We start from the raw sequence: 20679 nt of genomic DNA, 5'->3' as shown, positions 1-20679 counted from the left end.
ATTCTGTTCATTTTTAAATTCTGAAAATCTTGATTCAGACACATATCCTCTGCCAATTTGTCAACGCATTGTTGTTTGGAACGGGCATTGTTCATTGCCCTATTAACGATCACAAAAACTTATAAACTACTATAACAATGCAAGAAAAAGGCACCATCTCGATACACACCGAGAACATTTTTCCGATCATTAAAAAATTCTTATATTCTGATAATGAGATATTTCTGCGCGAGCTGGTATCCAACGCGGTAGATGCTACACAGAAGATAAAGCGCCTTGCCTCTCTTGGCCAGTACAACGGCGAACTGGGCGACCTGCGTGTTGAAGTGGCATTTGATGCCGACAAAAAGACCATTACCATTTCTGATAACGGTATTGGTATGACCGCCGACGAAATAAAGAAATACATCAACCAAATAGCTTTCTCCGGCGCTACCGAGTTTATGGAGAAATTTAAGGAAGCTAAGGATGCAAATGAGATCATTGGCCGCTTTGGTTTGGGCTTCTATTCTGCGTTTATGGTTGCCGACCGTGTTGAAATTGAAACCTTAAGCTACCAGGACGGCGCCGAGCCTGCGCACTGGACCTGCGACGGCAGCACCGAGTTTGAGATCACCGAAGGGTCGCTTGCAGAGCGCGGTACCGAAATTACCCTGCACATTAATGCCGAAAGCGAAGAATTCCTGAGCGAACATAAACTACGCGAGATACTTGATAAGTATTGCAAGTTCCTGCCGGTTCCTATCAAATTCGGTACAAAAACCGAGAGTGAAGAAGATGGGGTTGACGAAGAAGGTAAAACCAAGTATACTTCTTTTGAAGTTGACAACATCATTAACGATACTACCCCTATCTGGACAAAGTCGCCAAATGAACTTACTGATGAGGATTACCTAAAGTTCTACAAAGAGCTTTATCCGTTCAGCGAAGATCCTTTGTTCTGGATCCACCTCAATGTAGATTATCCTTTTAACCTTACGGGTGTATTGTACTTCCCTAAGGTGAAGAACGATTTCGAGTTCCAGAAAAACAAGATCAAGCTTTTCTCGCGCCAGGTATTCATCACCGATGAAGTTAAAGATATTGTTCCCGAGTTCCTGATGTTGCTGCATGGTGTGATTGACTCACCGGATATTCCGTTGAACGTTTCGAGGAGCTTCCTGCAGGCCGACAGCAACGTTAAAAAGATAAACAGCTACATTACCAAAAAAGTGGCTGATAAACTTGCCGAGCTGTTTAAGAACGACCGCAAAGCATATGAAGACAAATGGACAGATATTGGCCTGTTTGTGAAGTACGGTATGATCAGCGAAGATAAGTTCTATGACAAGGCTAAAGACTTTGTTTTGGTGACCAACACCAAAAAGGAGAACTTCACCCTGCCGGAATACAAAGAGAAGATAGAATCTACCCAAACTGACAAGGACGGCCAGCTGGTATACATTTACACCAACAATGCCGAAAAGCAGGACGCTTTCATCCAGTCGGCCAACAAAAAGGGCTATGATGTATTGGTGATGGACTCTCCTATTGATACGCACTTTATCAGCCAGTTAGAGCAGAAGCTGGAGAAAACCTCCCTTAAACGCGTGGATGCGGATGTGGCTGATAAACTGATAAAGAAGGACGACGCCCCGGAACACGTATTGACCGAAGAGCAGTCGACCAAAATAAAAGAGATATTTGATAAGGCCATTAACAAGCCTGCCTACAAAGTGGAGCTGGAAAGCCTTAGCCCGGATGAGTTGCCGGTAACCGTTACCATGGATGAGTTTATGCGCCGTATGAAAGATATGGCCGCTATGGGCGGTGGCATGAGCTTTTATGGCAGCATGCCAGACAACTACAAGGTAATTGTAAATGGCAACCATAAATTAATAAGCCGTATACTGGAGAACGACAATACCGACGCGCAGGCACAGCTTGCCAAACAAGCGTTCGACCTGGCATTGCTGTCGCAAGGCTTGTTAACCGGTGCGGAACTTACCGAATTTGTTAACCGCAGCGTTAGCCTGATATAAGCTTCTAAATATTTGTTATGAAAGCCGCCCTCAAAATGGGCGGCTTTTATGTTTTTGGAGGATTTTTTGCTACTGTTTATGGAAAATTGCTGATGCCGACATCATAGTTGCGAGATAAAAAATAAAGGAGATAAACAAGCCATGAAAACATCAGCAAACGGCAACGTAAATGCACGTTGCATTAAACCATCAGGTAGTTATTTAAGTCTAATAACTACAACAAATGATTTAAACAGTACACTAAAAATGAAAGCTTTAATAAAGTATTTACTCATAATGCTATTTGTTGCCGCGAGTTGGCAAACAACACTGGCACAGAGTTCCAAAGCTGCAAAAAAGGCTGCTAAGGAAGCAGCTGTAAAACAAATGATAGAAGCTAAGGACTTTGTTTTTACCGCACGTTTTATGTACCCCATGGGTGGCGGACAAAGGTATATTGATCCGTATTATGATCTGCGCGTGAATAAAGATACAGTTACATCCTTTTTGCCGTACTGGGGTGTGGCCTACTCAGGCGCTGGTTATAATAACCCGGACGATAACGGCATAAAATTTACCTCTACCAAGTTTAACTATCGCACGGAAGGCGATAAAAAAGGTGGTTGGAAAATTTATTTTAAACCAACTGATGTACGTACCGTTAATCAAATGATACTAACTGTAGCCAGCAATGGCAACGCGGATTTAAGCGTGATCAGCAATAACAGGCAGCAGATACGGTTTGACGGCTATGTAGATGAAAAACCGAAACCAAAACAAAAGTAACCATGCTAAAGATAAGCTTACCTGCTGAGGCAGATGGATCGATATTCGACAGGAATGATATTCCAAAACCGCTTAACGGTACAGACATCGAAGTGAACGGTGACGTAATACTGTTGTTTGATGACGAAGAGCAGGCGGTAAGCTACCTGGACACGCTGGAAGATTTTGCCACTGCTACGGACAACGACGCAGGCAAAAACGCGATAAACCTTATTGTAAGCGCCATAAGCAACGATGAGTTTGTGCAGGCGTACTTACAATAAGGCTTATTACTATTAGTAAGAACGTTATTATACGTTCAAGTTTTTGTTGATAAAAGCAATGCTGCTTGCCATGCTGGCAAAAGCATCTTTAGGCATATCGTGCTCTACAAAAAAGTGCTTCATACCGGAAGACTTAGCAGCCGCGAAGATTGGTTTAAAGTCGATAGTTCCGCTACCTACTGGCAGGATGGTCTCACGTGCCGCGTCAAGGTCTTTAACATGCCATAGCGGGAAACGGCCGGGGTTTTCTTTAAACATCTTCACCGGGTCCTTACCCGCTTTGATGGACCAGGCCAGGTCAAGTTCCATTTTAACATTCTGTGCATCTGTTTCGGTAAGCATTAGGTCGTAAGGCACCTTGCCGTCTATGGCTTTAAATTCCATATCGTGGTTGTGGTAGCAAAACTGCATCCCAGCCTTTTTAGCCGCCTCGCCGGTTTTATTCAGTATAGCAATAGTAGACTTTACTTCGTCCAACGTACCTGTAGGCGCATTGGCACATACCAAGTACTGCACACCGCCTTCGGCAGCTTCGTCTACCAGTTGCTGCATATTGTCGGTAAGGTTAGCCATTGGCGGTATCACCATTGGTTTACCATCAGGTGTAGTTGGCATTTTAGCGCCGGCAGGCAGCTTAAATGGTGCACCCAAAACGTGGTGCGATCTCCAGGTTAAGCCCTCGCCATTCGCTATGGCTTTAAACTCTTTCGGCTTCATGCCATAGTACCCGCCTTTTTTGCTGAAAGCGGATTCGATCTCCTTGTAGCCGGCAGCAGATATTTTAGAAAGGGTGCCTTTTACATCGGCATCAATGGTGTTAAAAAAGGTGAACAGCTGTATCCCTACTGGGTGCTGCGCCATCCCCTCAAATAATGATGCTGCCTTACCCGATAGTGCAACGGCACCAAGCGCCAGCGTACCTGTAGTTCTTAAGAACCCACGTCTGTTTGTATTCATATTCAAATGCTTTAGTTTTAATTGGTTGTAGTAAAGCTAAAATATTGATTTGAATAAACAAACTTTATTGTGTCTTTTAAACGCATTGATGCGACTTTACACTGTAACATGCCACCAAAAGTGTAACATGGTTTTGAAAACTGTAACATGTTGCAACATGTAAAAACCGTAACAAGCTATAATTGAATACCTTAACAAAATTCACCTTAAAAAAAGTGTATCAGGTGTAACACCTTCTCCTGATACAGTGCGTAAGGGTACTAGTGATACAGGCAATTGGCAATGAGCCCGGTCCACCCGGTTTGATGGGAAGCACCCAAACCTTGTCCGGTATCACCATTAAAGTACTCGTAAAATAGGATGTGGTCTTTAAACTCTGTATCGGTCTGCTGCTTTTCGTGATTGCCGAACACGGCACGGCGACCATTCTCATCCTTCAGGAACAGCTTTGATACCCGGCGATATATCTCGTTAGCTACCTCTTTTAGCGTCAGCATATTACCAGACCCTGTGGGGCATTCTACCTTGTAGTCTTCGCCATAGTAGTCGTGGTACATGTTAAGGCTTTCGATAATAAGGTAATTCATTGGGATCCAAACCGGGCCGCGCCAGTTACTGTTGCCCCCAAACAACCCGCTGTCGCTCTCCGCGGGGATGTACTTAATGCTAAAATCGACGCCGTCAACCTTTACGCTGTACGGGTTGTGGAGATGGTATTTGGATAGCGACCGGATGCCGTATTCGCTTAGGAACTCATTCTCATCCAGCATATACTTTAGCAAGGTATTCATGCGGAAACCACGCAATAGGCTTATCAAGTGTGTACCATTGGAGCGCGTTTGATTCCAGCGGGAAACAAGAGCTGCAAGATCTGGCCGGTTGGCCGTAAACCAGTCCATCCGGCCTTTAAAGATGGGGTTCTCTGTAATGGCGCTATCGGCAAGTACCTGTACAGCAAACAGCGGCACTAAGCCAACCATGCTGCGCACCCGCATTTTCTGTATGCTGCCGTCTGCCATTCTCAGCTGGTCGTAGAAGAAACCATCGGCATCGTCCCACAGCCCGGTGTTGTTCTCCCCTCCTGACCCTATCGCGTTGGCTATGTAAATAAAGTGCTCAAAGAATTTACCGGCGATATCGCGGTAAGATTTGTTGGTAACCGCCAGTTCTGTAGCAATCTGTAGCAAGTTAAGCGAGTACATAGCCATCCAACTCGTGCCGTCCACCTGCTCCAGGTGCGTGCCGTTGCTAAAGTGTGTGTTACGATCGAACACACCTATGTTATCTAACCCCAGGAAGCCACCTTCGAATATGTTGTTACCCGCTTCGTCTTTCCGATTAACCCACCAGGTAAAATTGAGCATCAACTTATGGAACACCCTCTCAAGGAAAACAGTGTCACCTTTACCACCGTTTTTATCCTTGTCAAGCGAATATATCTTCCATGTAGCCATGGCATGCACCGGCGGGTTGGCATCACCAAGGTCCCACTCATAAGCTGGGAGCTGGCCATTAGGGTGCATATACCAGTCATGGGTAAGCAGGAGCAGCTGCCGCTTGGCAAAGTCCATATCTAAACTAGCTAAGGGGATGCAGTGAAATGCAAGGTCCCACGCGGCAAACCATGGAAACTCCCACTTATCAGGCATGGAAATGATATCTCCCCTATTGTTGAAATGTTGCCATTTGCTGTTACGCGCAGTTAGCCGCGACGATGGAGGCTGTGGCTCTCCGGGGTCACCGTTTAACCACTGGTGAATATCATAATAATAAAACTGCTTGTTCCATAACATGCCGGCAAATGCCTGCCGCTGAATTAAAGCTTTGTCCTTATTGTCTTTGACGAGCAGATCGCTGTAAAAATCATCAGCCTCGGTTATCCTGGCAGCGCAAACATCGTCAAAATCATCAAAGGAAGCGTTGCTGTTTGGAGACAACCTCAATCTGATCTCGCGGCTGCCATTTGCTGGTATACTGATGTCGTAGTTTACAGCTGCTTTTGTGCCTGTTTTAGCTGGGTTTACCGTGTTGGCTTTATTAACGATATAATCGTTTATACCGTCTTTGTAAAAAGCGCCATCCTTTACTGCACCCGTAAAACGCGTAAGATTAGTTTCATTGTCACAAAACAGCATCTCTGCATTCCCTTCTGCTTTCAGATAAAGCTCGCCGAGCTCGTGATGTTTTATTGAAATTTCCTTTTCAGCTATTGCCGAGAGTGAAGGCTTTGTATTATCATATCCCCAGCTCCAGGTATTTCTAAACCAAAGTGTAGGTAGCACATTTAATTGTGCATCCACGTCGCTTCTGTTGTGAATGGTAATCTTTATGGCAACGTCCTCCTGCCCGGCTTTTGCATACTCTACGCATACATCGAAGTACTCATTGTTATTGAAGATACCTGTATCAAGCAGTTCATACTCCGAGTCGTTGCGGCCCCTGCGCCGGTTTTCAGCTGTTAGCTGATCGTATGGATAAGGCTGCTGGGTATATTTATACAGCATTTTCATATAGCTGTGGGTGGGTGTATTATCCAGATAATAATACAGCTCTTTCACATCCTCGCCATGGTTGCCTTCACTGTTGCTAAGTCCGAAGTACCGTTCTTTAATGATAGGATCGCGCTTGTTCCAAAGGGCTATAGCAAAGCACAAATATTGATTAACATCACATATGCCAGCGATTCCCTCCTCTCCCCATCGGTATGTTTTACTACGGGCAATATCATGTGTGATATAGCCCCAGGCATTTCCATTTGCACTATAATCTTCACGTACCGTACCCCACTGGCGGTCGCTAACATAAGGGCCCCATTTTTTCCAACCTGCTTCCCGGAGGCGTTCCTGTTCTTTACTCATAATTATTGCTTCCAGGCATTCTTTAAAAACCGCAGCCAATTACCATGCATCATATTTTCGATATCCGTTTCACTATACCCACGCTTTTCTAAAAGCTGCGGGACCTTCCGGAGGTCTGCAATAGTTTCCAAGTCATATGGGCACTGCTCTTTACCAAATGCGCCATCAAGGTCTGTTCCTATTCCCACGTGCAGTGTATTGCCGGCAATCTGGCAAATATGATCAATATGATCCACCATTACCTCCAAACTGCAATTCATCCCTCGTGGTGTAGACTTACCCCTTACCCAACCGGGAACCATCATCCAGGCGTCTAAAGCTGCGCCAATCACCGCACCTCGTTCAACAAGCGCCTTTATCATTTCATCGGTGAACTGGCGGTTATGATCAACCAGGGCCCGGCAGTTGTTGTGACTGGCCCAAACATGGCCTCCAAAATTGTCTAACGCTTGCCAAAAGGCATCATCACATAAATGGGTGGCATCCAGGATAATGTTCAGCCGCTCCATCTCTTTAAGCAGTTCCAAACCGTTATCACCCATCTTACCCGTTGCGTCTGTACCGTTGGCATACCTGCCAGGGCCATAATGAGCCGGACCTAAAGCACGCAAGCCGTAGTTATAAGCATGTTCAAGGTAACTTACGTTGACTATAGAATCTGCACCTTCCAGGCTTAAGATATACCCAACCGGTTTTGCCAAGTTGTCGATGTCGTCATTCAGCCAGAGCGCCAAATGTTTATCAAGCGAGGTAAGATCCGTCACTTGCGTCATTTCGCCGGCTGCCTCCACAGCATTATACCAGGCTACCTGCCCTTGCGTTTGCGCCCAAGCCTGTTCCGGTGAATGCCAGCCGGGTAGCTTATTACCCGGTGCTACATAGCGTCCTATTTGGGTTGCCACTACCAAGCCGATGTTTCCTTTACGAAGTTCCGGAAGTGACACCGTACCTAAACCACGATCCGGCTTGTCGGTTAGGCCTTCTTCACGGGCATTTATTTCTGCAACAGGTCGCCGAAGATCTCGGTTCCATTCCAAAGCATTCATGCTAAGATCCAAATGGGCATCTATGGTAAACATACTTCGCTATTGTTTAACTATTTACATTAATGTAAACAGTCGATATTATATGTTGATCTTTCTATCACGGGCGGTATTAAGCCACTCTCCCTTCAATTGCCTGTTCTCTATAATATAAGCTCGTTCATAAACCGCTACTGTAGGGCAGATGTGATAAGGTAATCCGTATAGAACATCACCAACCTGATAGGTGTGCCCGTTGCCCGCTTCTGCTACAAGGTGCTCTTCACTTTGGCTTACAAACGACAGTGTGGGTGCATTTAGAAAATAGATGCGCTTGCTCAATTCGTTTTCAGCCGATACAGATTTATGACCTATATCTATGCATATCTTTGTTTCGTCAGGCAGCGATATTATCCTGCCAACTACAAGTGCTGCTGTTTGGAAATGCTGCTCCTTAAAAGCACTCTCGTAACCCTTGTCCCAGTATGCGAACGTACCCGGACTACACTCAATATCTTCCAAGTGAACGGCAATTGGCAACGTGGGTGATGATCCGCCAATGATAATAGGTGGGGCATATCCCGCCCCCAGAATGATTTCTTTCAGGTTCAGAACCGGCGTAATTGCTTCATGAAAACGCTGCTCACGCAAGGAAAAATCCTCATCATGTATATGCCCATCATAAGCATGTAAGCCTAGCAGCTTTATACCGCGTGTATTCATCAATAACTGGTACAGCTCGAACGCGCGCCGTGGTACAATCCCGGTGCGGTTCATGCCAACATTCAGATCAATAAATACCGATACATTAATACCCGCGCTTAAAGCCGCTGTTGATATAGCTTGTGCAGTTGCAGCGTTATCAACAAGACATGAATAGCTGGTTGAGGGATATGTCTGCAAAAGTTTAACAAACCGCGCTAACTTTGGTCCGTTTGGCTGATAAGCGAATAAAACATCAGGTGCACCGATAATACCTAACATCTCGGCTTCTGCTATGGTTGCACACTTGAACTTACTGATACCTGCGTTAAGCATCATGGCCGTAACGTTCGGGCTTTTATGTGTCTTTATATGCGGACGCAGCCTACTCACGTCGCTTACCATGCCTTTTACCTGGTCAATGTTGTATTGAACACGTTCCGGGTATACCACCAGAGCCGGGGTATCCAGTTCAGCCACATTATTAATAGTATACCAATCGGTTGCCATAATAATTACTCTGCTAATTCAAACAGTGCCTCTATTTCAACAGGAATATTGTCTGGCAATGATCCCATTCCAACAGCGCTGCGTACGCCTATTCCGTTCTCTTCGCCCCAAACCTTTGCAAACAGTTCGCTTGCGCCATTGATGATGAACGGATGCTTCTCAAAATCAGGTGTGCAATTGACCATGCCCAGTACTTTAATCACGCGTTTTACCTTATTCAGGCTGCCTAGGTTAGCTTTAATAGTAGCCAGCATGGCCAGGCCTACTTGCCTTGCGGCTACCTTTCCTTCTTCAGGTGACATATCGGCTCCAATACGGCCTATTATAAGGGAGCCATCGTCCTGAACGGTACCATGGCCAGATAAATAGATATATTTCCCATCAACAAGGCAAGGTTTATAAACGCCCAGTGGTTTTGGCGCGGGCGGCAAATTAAGGCCAAGCGCTGCAAAGTTTTGTTCGGCAGTATTCATTTGGTAAACATATCAATTTTGACTGTGCTCAGCAATTTGGTTAGTCATTTCAAACCAATAAAAAAGCCGGGTGCGTTACGCCCGGCTCCTAATTTAAAATAAACCGACACTATAATTTAAACGAAAAACCAATGTTTACGGCGTAATCTGCAAATGCTGCATCGCCTTGGGTATATATTCCAGTTAGCTGGGTTGTAATTTTATCCGGTACGCTCTGTGTACGGTTACGCACCAGTGCAACAGGAACAAAAGTGTAAACCGAGAACTTGTGCAGGCGGTAGGTTATACCCGGTTCGGCAGAAATGATAAAACCAGGCCTGCGGAAACCATTGCTTCCGCCTACTAAATCTTTGGCAGTAAGGCATTCGTACCGTGCCCCGGCAGAGAAATTCCATTTACCTGCCATGTAATTTGCACCAATCCTCGCGCTTAGCTGGTCTGGAACGCTCATGATATCACTACCGTTGGCTACAGCCTTAGCGCTTGGCGCGCTGCCACGTGCAGAAGAAACACCGTTTTCCTCACGAGGACTCATCAGGTAGTAAAAAGTGCCGTACAGGCCGAAATTATGTGAGAAGTTGTAAAATGCATTAACATCTGCAGTGATGCCTGTACCACCGTCACCCAATTGAATTGACTGATCTACAGGCCCTAAAGTACGGGCGCCATTTGCGCCTGTGTTGTAGAAATAATCGGTATAAGTGTAAGAGCCTGTAGGCAGTTTTAAACCCAAACCTACTTGGATGTTGGCCTTTGTTGATTTATGCGGATCAAGCAACCAGGCAAATGCCTTAATAGTGATATCACCTACGCCAAAAGAGTGCGTTGTACGGCGTTCTTTACCACCATGCTCGTACAAAGATGAACGGCTGTTAGATATTACAGGCACATCTAAAGACACCGACCACCTGTTGTTAAAGACGCGGGTAAGCGTAAGGTCCTGAGCGTATGTATGATTAATTACGTTTGTGCCAAGTTCTATACGCTGCTTTTGCTCTTCTCTGCCAACGAAGTGCTTGTAAGAGCGGTAATAACGGCTGTTGCTGTTAAACAACCATGCTCCTTCAGAACCTAAGCTATCCGGGTGATCGGCCATAGTACAAAGGCCACCGGTCCCGCGAATAGCTACGCAGCCCTGAGCTTTTGCACCGGTATTATTTAGAAATAAGGCTATAGCAGTACCTGCAATTAATTTGTATGTAAGTTTCATGATTTAAGATTAAAGGTAAATGCGAGTATGAACTCACTGTGTACCGGTGATTAACCGGTGTAATTGATTAATAAATTTTGTTAATTAGATTATTAAAAGGCGTCGGACTGAATTTCTCAGACGTTTGCTTTAGTGTAAACCAAAGCGCCAGTATTGACCCGTAACTCCCTCCCCTTTCTATCCACTCAAACAGTTCGTAATGAGGATAGAAAAGTTCCGTTGAGGCTTTCCAGACAAATAGCACAAGCAACATCCAACGTACGGGCTTTATAAGCACGATAAAGGCCGCGGCGACTTCAAATGCGCCAACGATTAATGCGACCTTAGCGGGATTAGCAAATCCGAGAGAAGCATATTGATTAAGAAGTCCTTTTTTCTCCAGGAGGTTCAGCCAGCCATGGCCCATCAGCAACATAAAAACCACAACCTTTAAACAATAGCTTACAGTTTCTAAAGTACCAGGTGAGGTCTGGGCATTGGGATCTAGCTTTGTAAATAACTGGCTACGGGGGTTGAAATTTCCTGAAAGAATTATTAGTGCTAAAGGCGCTCCAAAATTTCCTGCACGTTCTATAAACTCGGCAAAAGGCTCACCAGACATAGGCCTCAAAAAGGCGGTAATTGCGCCCCAGCCAATCAGCCAGAAACAAACCGCCCTGTTTGGGTGAAAAAGCATTATAATGCCCAACAGTATATCTATACTGCCTACCCAAGGCATAAACATGTATGCAGTTGCCTTGTCTATACCAAATACGGCGAAATAGTTACACCAAATTTCTTTGGTAATAACACCAAACGCTCCATGGCCAATAAAGCACATGGCTATAGCTATACGCAATACGTAGTGTACAATTACTTCCGTTTTCATTTTAATTCGCTCTCTATTTCGACCACTAGTTTGCTCCGTCAGCTTTGGCTCGCGCTACGGCGTATTCCCCTACTTTAATACCGGTTGTTAAACCCACTTCACAGTCGTTACGATAGTGTATAGCGCCCCAAAGCCTTGACTTTGCCGCCTCTTGGGCCATTACCATAAAGTCGTTAGCGCGTTCCGGCACCAAATAGCCTAACACCGTAGCAGCGGCGCCACTGAAATTAGAGTGACCGGAGGTATACGAAGGGAAGTTTGGAATGCCGGTTAACGTTTTAATACCGGCTATCATCTGTGTAGGACGTGGATTGAAGTAATAGTACTTCGCATCCCAGCAAACTATAGCAGCGTCCATTTCTGCCATATTCAATAATGCCAGGTTACGCGCCCACCGTACTTCGCTGTAGTTATGCTTTACAAACTCTTCAGCGGCTATAGTATTCCAATGCCCCGGAGGGGTTGCGGTACCTACTCCATCAGCCCAAAAAGCAACAACACGTTCGTGTTCGCGGCTCTTGTCCTGGCTCATAGCCATCACTTCTTTGAGATCTTTTTCGTATTCAGGAGAGCCTTCTTTGTAAGGCGCCGGCGGGCGTATTGCCGCAACTGTAGTTGTAGAGAACAGGAACGGCGTTACTTTTGTAAATAACGGCAACATTGGCGGACGATGCGGTGTTTCAAGACTTATCCATGGCGTATTACCAGCTGCCTTAGCTACAGTTTCAAAGTTTGTCCAGTCGGCTTGTGTACCAATTGCAGCGCCGGCTTTATCGCCCCTGGCGCGAGCCAGAAAAACATCGGCAACCTGCCTGCCCAGATTCTCTCCCGCGTCTATGTCTGACCGTGTGTTTGCTCCGGCCATAATGCGGTAAAGCTTTTCTTCAGCCACTTTCTGACGAATATAATCCAGGTCACCAGGGAATAATAACTCCATCATTTTGGAGGTTACCCCTGCTACCACCGCGTCTTCGCTTGGGTACGAAGGCAGATCAGACTTTGGTACAAGTGCCTGTACGTTTACGTCGTTTTTGTAAGGCGCCGCACGATTAAATTGCTTTTTGAATTTCCAAGCCTGCACCAACGCATCGTATTGCGCTGCACTTACATAGGCGTAAGCACGGGCAGCATACGGCGGATTAGAGAACGGAAACAGCGGATAAGCTAAGGGGTTAGCCGCACTTGGGAACGGGTACGATCCGTCATCATTTTGGTAAGGAGGTAGGTTATGTTTTGCAACCAGCTCACGCAATATTTCGTTCCAACGCAACACCGATCCTGCGCTCCAGTACTTTATTATTGCGCGCTGATCATCTGTCAGGTTTTTCTGATAGCTTTTAATCTCATTTAGGTCCGCGATGTAATTTGGTGCGGTTATCGCATCAGGAGTAGCCACGGTAAACGTGGACGATGCAGTAAGTATTGGCGACCAGGTATCGGCATTCAGATCAATGTTTGCTGGCGATAATGCCGGAAACGTTTCATTCCGTTCTGTAATGTCCTTCTTGCACGCTCCTGTAAATATTGTAGCGGCTGTTAGTATTGATATATATAGTATTCTTGTTCTCATAACTGTTCTTCTTAATTGCTTTTTTCCTTTTTCACCGCAAACACGTAGTACACTCCGCCAAAAGCCGATAAGTTCTGACCTACATTACGACCAGCAACCACATAATTACCACCGGCGGTAAACTCCAGTCCCTGTATGTTCTGGAACATGTATTTAAATATTGCACCGGCAGCAGTAGCGTTCATTTTATTGCTTGGGAACGGCATGTTATTGCGGGTAATATCAAAGCCGCTAAGAGAAGTATACCTGGTAAGCGTTGCCTCTGCATTAAATTTTAGACTGCGGAAACCTGCACTCAGCAAGAAATTTGTTGCATTAGGCATAGCCACCTGGTTGGTGTAATGCATCTCGGTAGTATAATAAGCATCACGGTCAATAGTAATGTTATCCTTACGGATGTATTGACCACCACCGGCAACAAACAAGCGACCAACCTGGTAGTTAAGCAACCCGCGTAAAGCAATGCTTTTGGTTTGCATACCGATGGCTAGCGGCTGGAAGTCTGCCTGGTACTTACGCACCGGTATAACACCAGATAATATAGCGTGGAAGCTTAACAGCCCGCTGCCAAGTTGCTCGCGAACAGCCATCCATTTTACGGCAAGGTTAATATCCTGCAAACCATCCTCTCCGCGCAGTGTCCCGGCAGATGCGTTAGACTTTACAAACGGCAGCATAGCAAGCAGGTTGATGCGATTACTTAGGCCGTAATTACCGCCAACGGCATAAACGTTGCTGCTGACAGTGCCCATATTAAGGTTCTCGCGTTTAAGTGTACCTTCCCAGTACTGATCCCAACTGTTGTGGGTGTAGATACCTGCCGCGCAGAAGTAGTTTTTAGGTATCATTAAAGCGTCGCTTTCTGTTTGCGCATTTGCTGCTTGGAAAGCGCTCAGGAATAAGATTATAGCAATACAATACCTGTAAGTATATTGTAGAAAGTGTTTCATAAAAGTTCATTAAAAAGGGTAAGAGCAATAGGACAGATATACCGTCATATTATATATCTAATGCACTTTTCACCAGCATGCTTAATGGCAATGCAAGATGAAAATAACTATGCCTTTAAGCTGTGAAGCAAAAAATGCATTAGATAAATACTTATAAAATCAAATATATTGGAGAGTTAGCAAGCGGCGTTTGGCGGCTTACCGGGAGATTCGATATACGGATCGGTTAGAGAGGTAGATATAGGGTTCTCATGTTCCTTCAAGGTTTCGAAGAACGCAAGGTAGTTATATTCAAAAGCGACTGGCTGGTATTCAAAACCGCCGGTTGCCTTCTTGGCATTTGGTGCTTCAGTACCTTTTTTGCTTAATGGCACATCTGTAATATCTTTAGCTACGATGAGATTAGAATTAGCCAACCTTGTTTTTACAGCATTTGCAATACAAACAAGGTACATAGTGTCCCTTGTCATTTTAACGCCAAGATAATTGTAGTAGTTATCTTTAAATTGAATTTGCCCCTGCACTTTTTCATAATCGGGCCAATCCTGTATTTCAGGCATGTGTACCGGTAGCTTTATCTGGATAAGCTGTGTGGCATCTACTTTATTTTCGTAGATCTGTTTTACCATCTGATCTTCGGAACGATTGATGAAATATTGGACGATAAGCAAGCAGCCGCCTGTATAGAACAGGTGCACACAAAGGATGCATATCGAGAAAATCCGTTTCACCAGATCAGGTCTATTAGGGGTATAACTGGTTGTAAATATATGCAGATAATTTATAATTCCAAATTTATCTGCTGGTAAGTAGCATATTATCCGAATATTATCTAAATCTATTTCTGTGTTTTTTGTAATGGATTATATACCGCAACCGCAACCCTCGAATCTGCACAACCATAATACAGGAACCATTTACTCTTAAAGAATACCAGCCCTTCCATAAATACTGTACCTGCAGGATATTGGCCGCTTTTTTCAAAGGATTCCTGTGGTACAAAGAAAGGCTTATCCAATCTTGCAAGGGGCTTTGTAGGGTCACTTGCCGAAAAAATAACCTGCCCACCGCAATAACTGTTAGCAGTGTAGGCTTTATCGCCATATACAGGGTTATTTTTGCCGTTGTATAATAGCAGGATACCCTTAGACGTAATTATGGCCGGAGGACCACACTCAGTAAGGTCGCTATCGAAATAATGTCTGCGTGGTGATATAAAGGGTCGCAAAGTACTATCGGCGTTTATAACAGGAGACCAGTTCACCAGATCTGTAGACGTGGCGCCATACACACCGGTTTCGCCCCAATACATCCAATATTTTCCATTTATTTTAGCGATTACCTGTTTTCCGTTCACCATCTTAGTAATTATAGATGCCGATTTGCTTGCTATTTTATGGAACTTACCATTGTAAGCTTTACGGAATATAGGACCATGCTTCGTCCATTTTTTCAGGTCTTTTGAGGTTGCTACGCCAAGTCGTGGCAGGTCATGGTTCCACTGTGTGTAAAATACCACGTATGTACCGTTAGCGGTCACGGCTACTCTGGGGTCCTCGCAACCGCCTGTCCATTCAAACTCTTTCTGGCTATCGTTAGCGGGATAAAAAACAGGTACCGGCGACCTTTTAACATGCAAGCCGTCCTTACTTTCGGCTAACCCGAGCCGTGATGTGCGCCCCCCTATGCCAACACCCGATTTATCTTCCGCCCGATAAAGTATAAATATCTTTCCATCCTTGATTGTTGCCGCCGGGTTAAAGGTGTCGTTTGACTCCCAGTCCATCATGCGCTTGCGCATAGGATCGTAAAACTTGGTTGTTGTGTCAGGACTTATCAAAGGGTTCACCCCCGCCGGCCTCACGAATGGTCCGAAAGCCCATAAAGGCAACTTGCTTGTTTGTGCAACTAGAGCTGTCGCCGAAATAATGATCAGCGAAAAAGAAAATAGCGCTTTATACAGGTGTTTCATCATCTAAATTGTTATTCGGCTACCATCAGCCGTGCCAGGTAGCCATCAAAATCGTCTTCAAACAATATTTCTATTGCCCAGCCTTCTTCTGAGGATATACCCATCAGCGTATCCTTGTCGATATATAACCATTGGAACCACTCTGTTCTTTTGCCTTTATAAGCATATTGGTACCAGAGTTCGCCATAATAGTTATCTACCGGCACATTGCCGTTGTATAAATAAGAAATATCAGAAGAATCAAATAATAATTGGCCACTCGGCTTAAGCAGGGTTTTGGTATTCCGTAAAAATAAGCGTAAATTTCTGATATTGCCACAAAGGCCGATACCGTTCATAAGCAATAATAAGGTATCAAAACGTTCATCGTTATATAAGAAGATATTCTGATTGATTGCTTTTGTGACACCGCGCTCCTTCATTAGGCTTACCGCACCCGAAGATACATCCAAAGCAGTTACATCTTTACCGCTATTTTGCAGTATAAGAGTATGGCTTCCTGCACCAGCACCTATATCCAAAATCTTGCCCTTGCATGCATCGAGCGCAACTAATTCCAGCTCGGGCATGTCGACCGCATCTCTAAAGTATATGTTCACCGGCATCTCTTCCTTAGGGCCGTATTTATTGTTTATCCAGAGTTTTGCGGGCTTATTGCCTTTAAAATGATCGTATAACGCATGGCCGAAGATGTCAGCACCTGATGTACCTTCCATTGCGTAAAAGTAATATTATTAAAGCAGGCTTAAAAGATGAACGATTTGTTCTTGTGCCGATTACTTAGTAACGAAACTTAGTTCACCGGTATTTTCCATGTAAATGGTTTTTACGTCGTCAAGCGACTTGCTGTTTGTTTTAATACGTAGATCAGTCATGATATCGTCGCGGGTCAGGAGGCACTTGCGTAAGTTATTTTCGTTAAACTTACCATTTTCATAAAGCATTCGGCCTTCACCTTTTACCAGCTGACCCATTATTTTACTGTGCCATATAGCCATCGCTATTAACCTGTGCAGCAACACGAGAGCGAAACTTGCAATTACGGTAGAGATAAAGGGCGAAGCACCAACTATCGCCCTGCTGAGTACTGCTCCTAAGATTATGGATATGGTGATATCAAAGGACGACTTTTTACCGAAGGTGCGCCTGCCAGACACACGTATTAGTATCATTGCTACAAAGTAAATTACTATAGCACGGGCAGACATCTGGAACAAACTTAAGTCTTTCCCTTCGCCAAAAATGCTAATGAAGACGTTCATTGATGTTAAGAAATTATTAAATTAAATACCTTCTTTACATTGTTTTTGTTTGCTTTAGCTTTTAAAGCAAACCCTAATTATCAAAAGCAAAAAAATATTTATCAGGATTGTTGCACTATGTGTAAAAAACACGTTACATAAATTACATTTGTAAAGAATTGCAATCCTTAAGGCGGTTCAAAACTATTGTTAAACCCTGCGGTGCAGCAGCATGGCTTGCCATATACCGCAAATATTATCGGAACTAATGGCCGCAAATGGCACCAGGAATGTGTTTTATAAGCTTATTGACAACAAACACTTTGTTTTATCAATTTGGATAATCATCGCGGCATTTTATACGTACAAATGCATTGGCTACCACGGTGTAAACAACTATCTTATTTTTAAATACACCTACTTCAACGCGTTGCACGGGCAAAACCTTTACGCTCAATACCCTCAATACTATTTCGACAGCAATCACTACGGGCCGGTATTCTCATTGATAATGGCGCCATTTGCAGTCCTCCCTGGCGACTTAGGACTGTATTTCTGGCAAATATTTAATGTATCAGTGCTTTTTTGGGCAATACACAAACTACCGCTGGACACCACCAAAAAGAATATTATCTGCATCATCTGCACACAGGAGCTCATCGTGATGTTAAGGGAGTTTCAAACTAATGGCGCCATTGCTGCCCTGGTAATACTTGCCTGGGTAATGGTAGATAACAAGAAGGACTTTTGGGCCGGGCTGTTTATCATGCTCGGGTTTTTTATTAAGCTCTATGGCGTTATAGGCGTGGTGTTCTTTTTAATATCTAAGCAGAAGAAGCAATTTGTGGCCGGCTTGTTTGTTTGGGCGGTGGTGCTCTTTGTTCTGCCTATGTTAGTCTTTACACCACAGTTTATATTACAATCGTATGGAGACTGGTACCACTCACTTGTGGAAAAGAATGCTCAAAATGTAAGCATGGATACCCAATACCAGGATATCTCTGTAATGGGTATGACACGCCGAATAATCGGCCATTCTATAGCTATACTGCCTGTCTTGTTAACCGCCGCAGCAACATTCTGCATTTCCAGCCTTAAAGTTTTAAACACGAGTGTTCACCGTCAAAAGTTTCTGTTGCTATGCTCCAGTTTGCTGTTTATTGTTCTATTCAGCACCGGTTCGGAATACGTTACCTATATCATAGCCTATCCAGGAATAGCAATTTGGTTTGTTACTGCACCAAGGCCGTTTACAGCACTTCAAATCACCTTATTTGTCTTTGCAGTCTATTTTGGAAGCCTTTACCGTACCGATATATTTCCATCTTACATCAAATTACATTTCATCAATCGCTATGCCCTTAAAGCACTACCATGCTTGCTCATATGGCTTGCGTTGATAGCCGAAATGCTTACAAGAAAAGATGGCGAGGAAATTGTTTCCGATTACCCAACTCAGCCCAATATAGCCCCTACCCTAAAAAATTAATGAGACACATCGCAGCACGATCAAACTCACACCGGTCAACGAAAAAAATATCGGTGGTTATACCAGCATTTAACGAACAGGAGAACATCCCGGTACTTGTACAAGCATTGAGAAAGGTGCTTGATAAGCTGACATACGATTACAACGTAATATTTGTAGATGATGGCAGTAAAGACGGAACCATATCTGTACTAAGGACCCTGAATAATCTTGATGGCAGGATTGAGTATATAAAATTGAGCAGGAACTTTGGCCATCAGAATGCACTTAAAGCAGGATTGGACCATGCCGATGGAGATTGTGTAATTTGTATGGATGGCGATATGCAGCACCCGCCAGAACTTATCCCTGCCTTTTTATCAAAATGGGAAGAAGGGTTTGATATTGTCTACAGCCGCCGTATCTCCACAGAAAATATATCGTGGTTTAAACGCGCCACATCTAACATGTTCTACGCGCTGGTGAATAGGCTGTCCGAAATACATATGGAGCCCGGTACCGCCGATTTTCGGTTGATTGACCGCAAGGTAGCGGATGCACTGCTTCAGTTTAATGAGATTGATCCGTTTTTACGGGGCATTATCAAGTGGCTTGGATTTTCGCAGCATGGTATCAATTATTCTGCAGATATTAGGTACTCCGGTAAAAGCAAGTATTCTTTGTCGCGCATGATAAAGTTTGCCTTTCAGGGGATAACTTCATTTAGCATACGGCCGTTATACTTTGCAGTATACCTTGGCTTTGCATTTTCGGCAATAACTGGTGTTTGCCTGCCTTATGTACTTTATAGCTATTACACTGGTAACACCAATATAGGCTATGCTTCTGCGGGCTGGGCATCAATTCTAATGTCTATTTTCTTTTTAGGCGGACTACAACTCATTATAATGGGCATAATAGGCATTTATGTAGGCAAGATATTCCTGCAAAGCAAATTGCGGCCAAATTACATCATACAAAGCACCAGCATAAAGCAGCCACAATATGATCTTGTTGAGTTTTGATATAGAGGAGTTTGACATGCCATTGGAATATGGCAAGGAAATCTCTTTCGACGACCAGATAAATATTTCTGCAACAGGCACAAGGCGTATTTTAGATCTTCTGACCAAACATGAAATAAAAGCCACTTTCTTTTGTACTGCGACCTTTGCGTTAAGCAAACCTGAGCTAATTAAAGAAATGGTTGCTGCAGGCCATGAACTGGCATCCCATGGGCATTACCATTCTAAATTCGAGCCTGCTGATTTATACAGCTCGAAGAAAGTTCTGGAAGAAATTAGCGAGACTACCGTAAAAGGCTACCGTATGGCAAGAATGATGCCCGTGGACGGTGCAGAAATCAAGAAAGCCGGCTACCTGTACAATAGTTCGATCAACCCTACTTGGCTTCCCGGCAGATATAACAACCTTAAAGTCTCAAGAAACATGTTCTGGCAGGATGGTGTGCTACAGCTACCTGCTTCGGTTACTCCCGGGTTTAGGTTTCCGCTGTTTTGGTTATCTATACATAACCTGCCACTCGCATTATACCAACGCATGTGCCTAAGAACTTACAAAGCCGATGGATATCTTAATTTGTACTTCCATCCATGGGAATTTACTGATTTGAATGATAGAAAACGTTTCGGTTTCCCTGGTTATGTAAGTAAAAACTCTGGTGATTCAATGGTGAGCCGGATGAACCGTCTTATATCAACATTCAAACAAAACGGTCTGCTTTTCGGCACCATAGCAGATTCCGTGTTTGAAAAGAACATAAATTTCTCAGTCAAAGAAAAAGCCGCCTTGTAGGCGGCTTTTTCTTT

19 protein-coding genes are annotated in these 20679 nt (G+C 44.2%); 6 read left to right on the top strand and 13 right to left on the bottom strand.

Annotated elements, in window-relative coordinates:
- Nucleotides 1–137 precede the first annotated feature (137 nt).
- From htpG to DYU05_RS02260, 3 genes are all read left to right on the top strand, one after another.
- The gene (gene htpG / locus DYU05_RS02270; protein ID WP_117381354.1) at nucleotides 138–2021 is read left to right on the top strand and encodes a molecular chaperone HtpG; all 1884 of its coding nucleotides are present in this window, start codon (nucleotides 138–140) and stop codon (nucleotides 2019–2021) included.
- Nucleotides 2022–2267: 246 nt separating this feature from the next.
- Nucleotides 2268–2786: a DUF4251 domain-containing protein gene (locus DYU05_RS02265; protein ID WP_165851981.1), complete on the top strand. Its 519-nt coding sequence runs from the start codon at nucleotides 2268–2270 to the stop codon at nucleotides 2784–2786.
- A 2-nt stretch (nucleotides 2787–2788) separates the two neighbouring features.
- Entirely contained in the window at nucleotides 2789–3049 is a 261-nt protein-coding gene (locus DYU05_RS02260) for a hypothetical protein (RefSeq protein WP_117381352.1), read from the top strand.
- A 27-nt stretch (nucleotides 3050–3076) separates the two neighbouring features.
- Here DYU05_RS02260 and DYU05_RS02255 read toward each other — a convergent pair whose 3' ends face one another.
- From DYU05_RS02255 to DYU05_RS02195, 13 genes are all read right to left on the bottom strand, one after another.
- Complete coding sequence (locus tag DYU05_RS02255) at nucleotides 3077–4006, bottom strand: sugar phosphate isomerase/epimerase family protein (RefSeq protein WP_117381351.1); 930 nt, start codon at nucleotides 4004–4006, stop codon at nucleotides 3077–3079.
- 260 nt (nucleotides 4007–4266) lie between these two features.
- Nucleotides 4267–6864: an MGH1-like glycoside hydrolase domain-containing protein gene (locus DYU05_RS02250; RefSeq protein WP_117381350.1), complete on the bottom strand. Its 2598-nt coding sequence runs from the start codon at nucleotides 6862–6864 to the stop codon at nucleotides 4267–4269.
- A 2-nt stretch (nucleotides 6865–6866) separates the two neighbouring features.
- Complete coding sequence (locus DYU05_RS02245) at nucleotides 6867–7943, bottom strand: dipeptidase (protein ID WP_117381349.1); 1077 nt, start codon at nucleotides 7941–7943, stop codon at nucleotides 6867–6869.
- Nucleotides 7944–7988: 45 nt separating this feature from the next.
- Nucleotides 7989–9098 carry a D-TA family PLP-dependent enzyme gene (locus DYU05_RS02240; protein WP_117381348.1) on the bottom strand — a complete coding sequence of 370 codons (1110 nt, stop codon included), beginning with the start codon at nucleotides 9096–9098 and terminating at the stop codon, nucleotides 7989–7991.
- A gap of 5 nt (nucleotides 9099–9103) precedes the next feature.
- Nucleotides 9104–9571, bottom strand: coding sequence for a RidA family protein (locus tag DYU05_RS02235; protein ID WP_117381347.1), 468 nt, complete (start codon nucleotides 9569–9571; stop codon nucleotides 9104–9106).
- A gap of 109 nt (nucleotides 9572–9680) precedes the next feature.
- The gene (locus tag DYU05_RS02230) at nucleotides 9681–10781 is read right to left on the bottom strand and encodes a transporter family protein (RefSeq protein ID WP_205771772.1); all 1101 of its coding nucleotides are present in this window, start codon (nucleotides 10779–10781) and stop codon (nucleotides 9681–9683) included.
- A gap of 67 nt (nucleotides 10782–10848) precedes the next feature.
- Nucleotides 10849–11649: a hypothetical protein gene (locus DYU05_RS02225; RefSeq protein ID WP_117381346.1), complete on the bottom strand. Its 801-nt coding sequence runs from the start codon at nucleotides 11647–11649 to the stop codon at nucleotides 10849–10851.
- A gap of 25 nt (nucleotides 11650–11674) precedes the next feature.
- On the bottom strand, nucleotides 11675–13219 hold the full coding sequence (locus DYU05_RS02220) for a phosphatase PAP2 family protein (protein WP_117381345.1): 1545 nt from the start codon (nucleotides 13217–13219) through the stop codon (nucleotides 11675–11677).
- 11 nt (nucleotides 13220–13230) lie between these two features.
- Nucleotides 13231–14169: a hypothetical protein gene (locus DYU05_RS02215; protein ID WP_117381344.1), complete on the bottom strand. Its 939-nt coding sequence runs from the start codon at nucleotides 14167–14169 to the stop codon at nucleotides 13231–13233.
- A gap of 176 nt (nucleotides 14170–14345) precedes the next feature.
- The gene (locus DYU05_RS02210) at nucleotides 14346–14900 is read right to left on the bottom strand and encodes a hypothetical protein (RefSeq protein ID WP_133300148.1); all 555 of its coding nucleotides are present in this window, start codon (nucleotides 14898–14900) and stop codon (nucleotides 14346–14348) included.
- 107 nt (nucleotides 14901–15007) lie between these two features.
- The gene (locus DYU05_RS02205; protein WP_235853938.1) at nucleotides 15008–16144 is read right to left on the bottom strand and encodes a glycoside hydrolase family 130 protein; all 1137 of its coding nucleotides are present in this window, start codon (nucleotides 16142–16144) and stop codon (nucleotides 15008–15010) included.
- An 8-nt stretch (nucleotides 16145–16152) separates the two neighbouring features.
- Nucleotides 16153–16857, bottom strand: a complete 705-nt coding sequence (locus tag DYU05_RS02200; protein WP_117381341.1) for a class I SAM-dependent methyltransferase — start codon at nucleotides 16855–16857, stop codon at nucleotides 16153–16155.
- Between the two features lie 60 nt (nucleotides 16858–16917).
- Nucleotides 16918–17403, bottom strand: a complete 486-nt coding sequence (locus DYU05_RS02195) for a DUF421 domain-containing protein (RefSeq protein WP_117381340.1) — start codon at nucleotides 17401–17403, stop codon at nucleotides 16918–16920.
- Nucleotides 17404–17650: 247 nt separating this feature from the next.
- Here DYU05_RS02195 and DYU05_RS02190 point away from each other — a divergent pair, with 247 nt between their 5' ends.
- From DYU05_RS02190 to DYU05_RS02180, 3 genes are read left to right on the top strand one after another with little or no spacing between them, the layout of a single operon-like run.
- Nucleotides 17651–18871 (top strand): glycosyltransferase family 87 protein, encoded by a 1221-nt coding sequence (locus tag DYU05_RS02190; RefSeq protein ID WP_165851980.1) that lies wholly within the window; start codon nucleotides 17651–17653, stop codon nucleotides 18869–18871.
- Entirely contained in the window at nucleotides 18871–19875 is a 1005-nt protein-coding gene (locus DYU05_RS02185) for a glycosyltransferase family 2 protein (protein WP_117381338.1), read from the top strand. Before DYU05_RS02190 ends, DYU05_RS02185 begins: the two co-directional genes overlap by 1 nt.
- Nucleotides 19856–20665: a polysaccharide deacetylase family protein gene (locus DYU05_RS02180; protein ID WP_117381337.1), complete on the top strand. Its 810-nt coding sequence runs from the start codon at nucleotides 19856–19858 to the stop codon at nucleotides 20663–20665. Before DYU05_RS02185 ends, DYU05_RS02180 begins: the two co-directional genes overlap by 20 nt.
- Nucleotides 20666–20679 lie beyond the last annotated feature (14 nt).

This window comes from Mucilaginibacter terrenus (genome assembly GCF_003432065.1).
Classification (GTDB): domain Bacteria; phylum Bacteroidota; class Bacteroidia; order Sphingobacteriales; family Sphingobacteriaceae; genus Mucilaginibacter; species Mucilaginibacter terrenus.
The sequence above is the reverse complement of the archived record's forward strand: the minus strand, read 5'-3'. Positions and strand labels throughout refer to the sequence as shown.

What these genes read in the sequence shown, in the direction of transcription:
- DYU05_RS02195 (WP_117381340.1), bottom strand. Translation starts at nt 17,403, where the DNA reads ATGAACGTCTTCATTAGCATTTTTGGCGAAGGGAAAGACTTAAGTTTG.
- DYU05_RS02245 (WP_117381349.1), bottom strand. Translation starts at nt 7,943, where the DNA reads ATGTTTACCATAGATGCCCATTTGGATCTTAGCATGAATGCTTTGGAA.
- DYU05_RS02230 (WP_205771772.1), bottom strand. Translation starts at nt 10,781, where the DNA reads ATGAAACTTACATACAAATTAATTGCAGGTACTGCTATAGCCTTATTT.
- DYU05_RS02180 (WP_117381337.1), top strand. Translation starts at nt 19,856, where the DNA reads ATGATCTTGTTGAGTTTTGATATAGAGGAGTTTGACATGCCATTGGAA.
- DYU05_RS02240 (WP_117381348.1), bottom strand. Translation starts at nt 9,098, where the DNA reads ATGGCAACCGATTGGTATACTATTAATAATGTGGCTGAACTGGATACC.
- DYU05_RS02205 (WP_235853938.1), bottom strand. Translation starts at nt 16,144, where the DNA reads ATGATGAAACACCTGTATAAAGCGCTATTTTCTTTTTCGCTGATCATT.
- DYU05_RS02200 (WP_117381341.1), bottom strand. Translation starts at nt 16,857, where the DNA reads ATGGAAGGTACATCAGGTGCTGACATCTTCGGCCATGCGTTATACGAT.
- DYU05_RS02190 (WP_165851980.1), top strand. Translation starts at nt 17,651, where the DNA reads ATGGCCGCAAATGGCACCAGGAATGTGTTTTATAAGCTTATTGACAAC.
- DYU05_RS02250 (WP_117381350.1), bottom strand. Translation starts at nt 6,864, where the DNA reads ATGAGTAAAGAACAGGAACGCCTCCGGGAAGCAGGTTGGAAAAAATGG.
- htpG (WP_117381354.1), top strand. Translation starts at nt 138, where the DNA reads ATGCAAGAAAAAGGCACCATCTCGATACACACCGAGAACATTTTTCCG.
- DYU05_RS02225 (WP_117381346.1), bottom strand. Translation starts at nt 11,649, where the DNA reads ATGAAAACGGAAGTAATTGTACACTACGTATTGCGTATAGCTATAGCC.
- DYU05_RS02265 (WP_165851981.1), top strand. Translation starts at nt 2,268, where the DNA reads ATGAAAGCTTTAATAAAGTATTTACTCATAATGCTATTTGTTGCCGCG.
- DYU05_RS02260 (WP_117381352.1), top strand. Translation starts at nt 2,789, where the DNA reads ATGCTAAAGATAAGCTTACCTGCTGAGGCAGATGGATCGATATTCGAC.
- DYU05_RS02215 (WP_117381344.1), bottom strand. Translation starts at nt 14,169, where the DNA reads ATGAAACACTTTCTACAATATACTTACAGGTATTGTATTGCTATAATC.
- DYU05_RS02185 (WP_117381338.1), top strand. Translation starts at nt 18,871, where the DNA reads ATGAGACACATCGCAGCACGATCAAACTCACACCGGTCAACGAAAAAA.
- DYU05_RS02235 (WP_117381347.1), bottom strand. Translation starts at nt 9,571, where the DNA reads ATGAATACTGCCGAACAAAACTTTGCAGCGCTTGGCCTTAATTTGCCG.
- DYU05_RS02220 (WP_117381345.1), bottom strand. Translation starts at nt 13,219, where the DNA reads ATGAGAACAAGAATACTATATATATCAATACTAACAGCCGCTACAATA.
- DYU05_RS02255 (WP_117381351.1), bottom strand. Translation starts at nt 4,006, where the DNA reads ATGAATACAAACAGACGTGGGTTCTTAAGAACTACAGGTACGCTGGCG.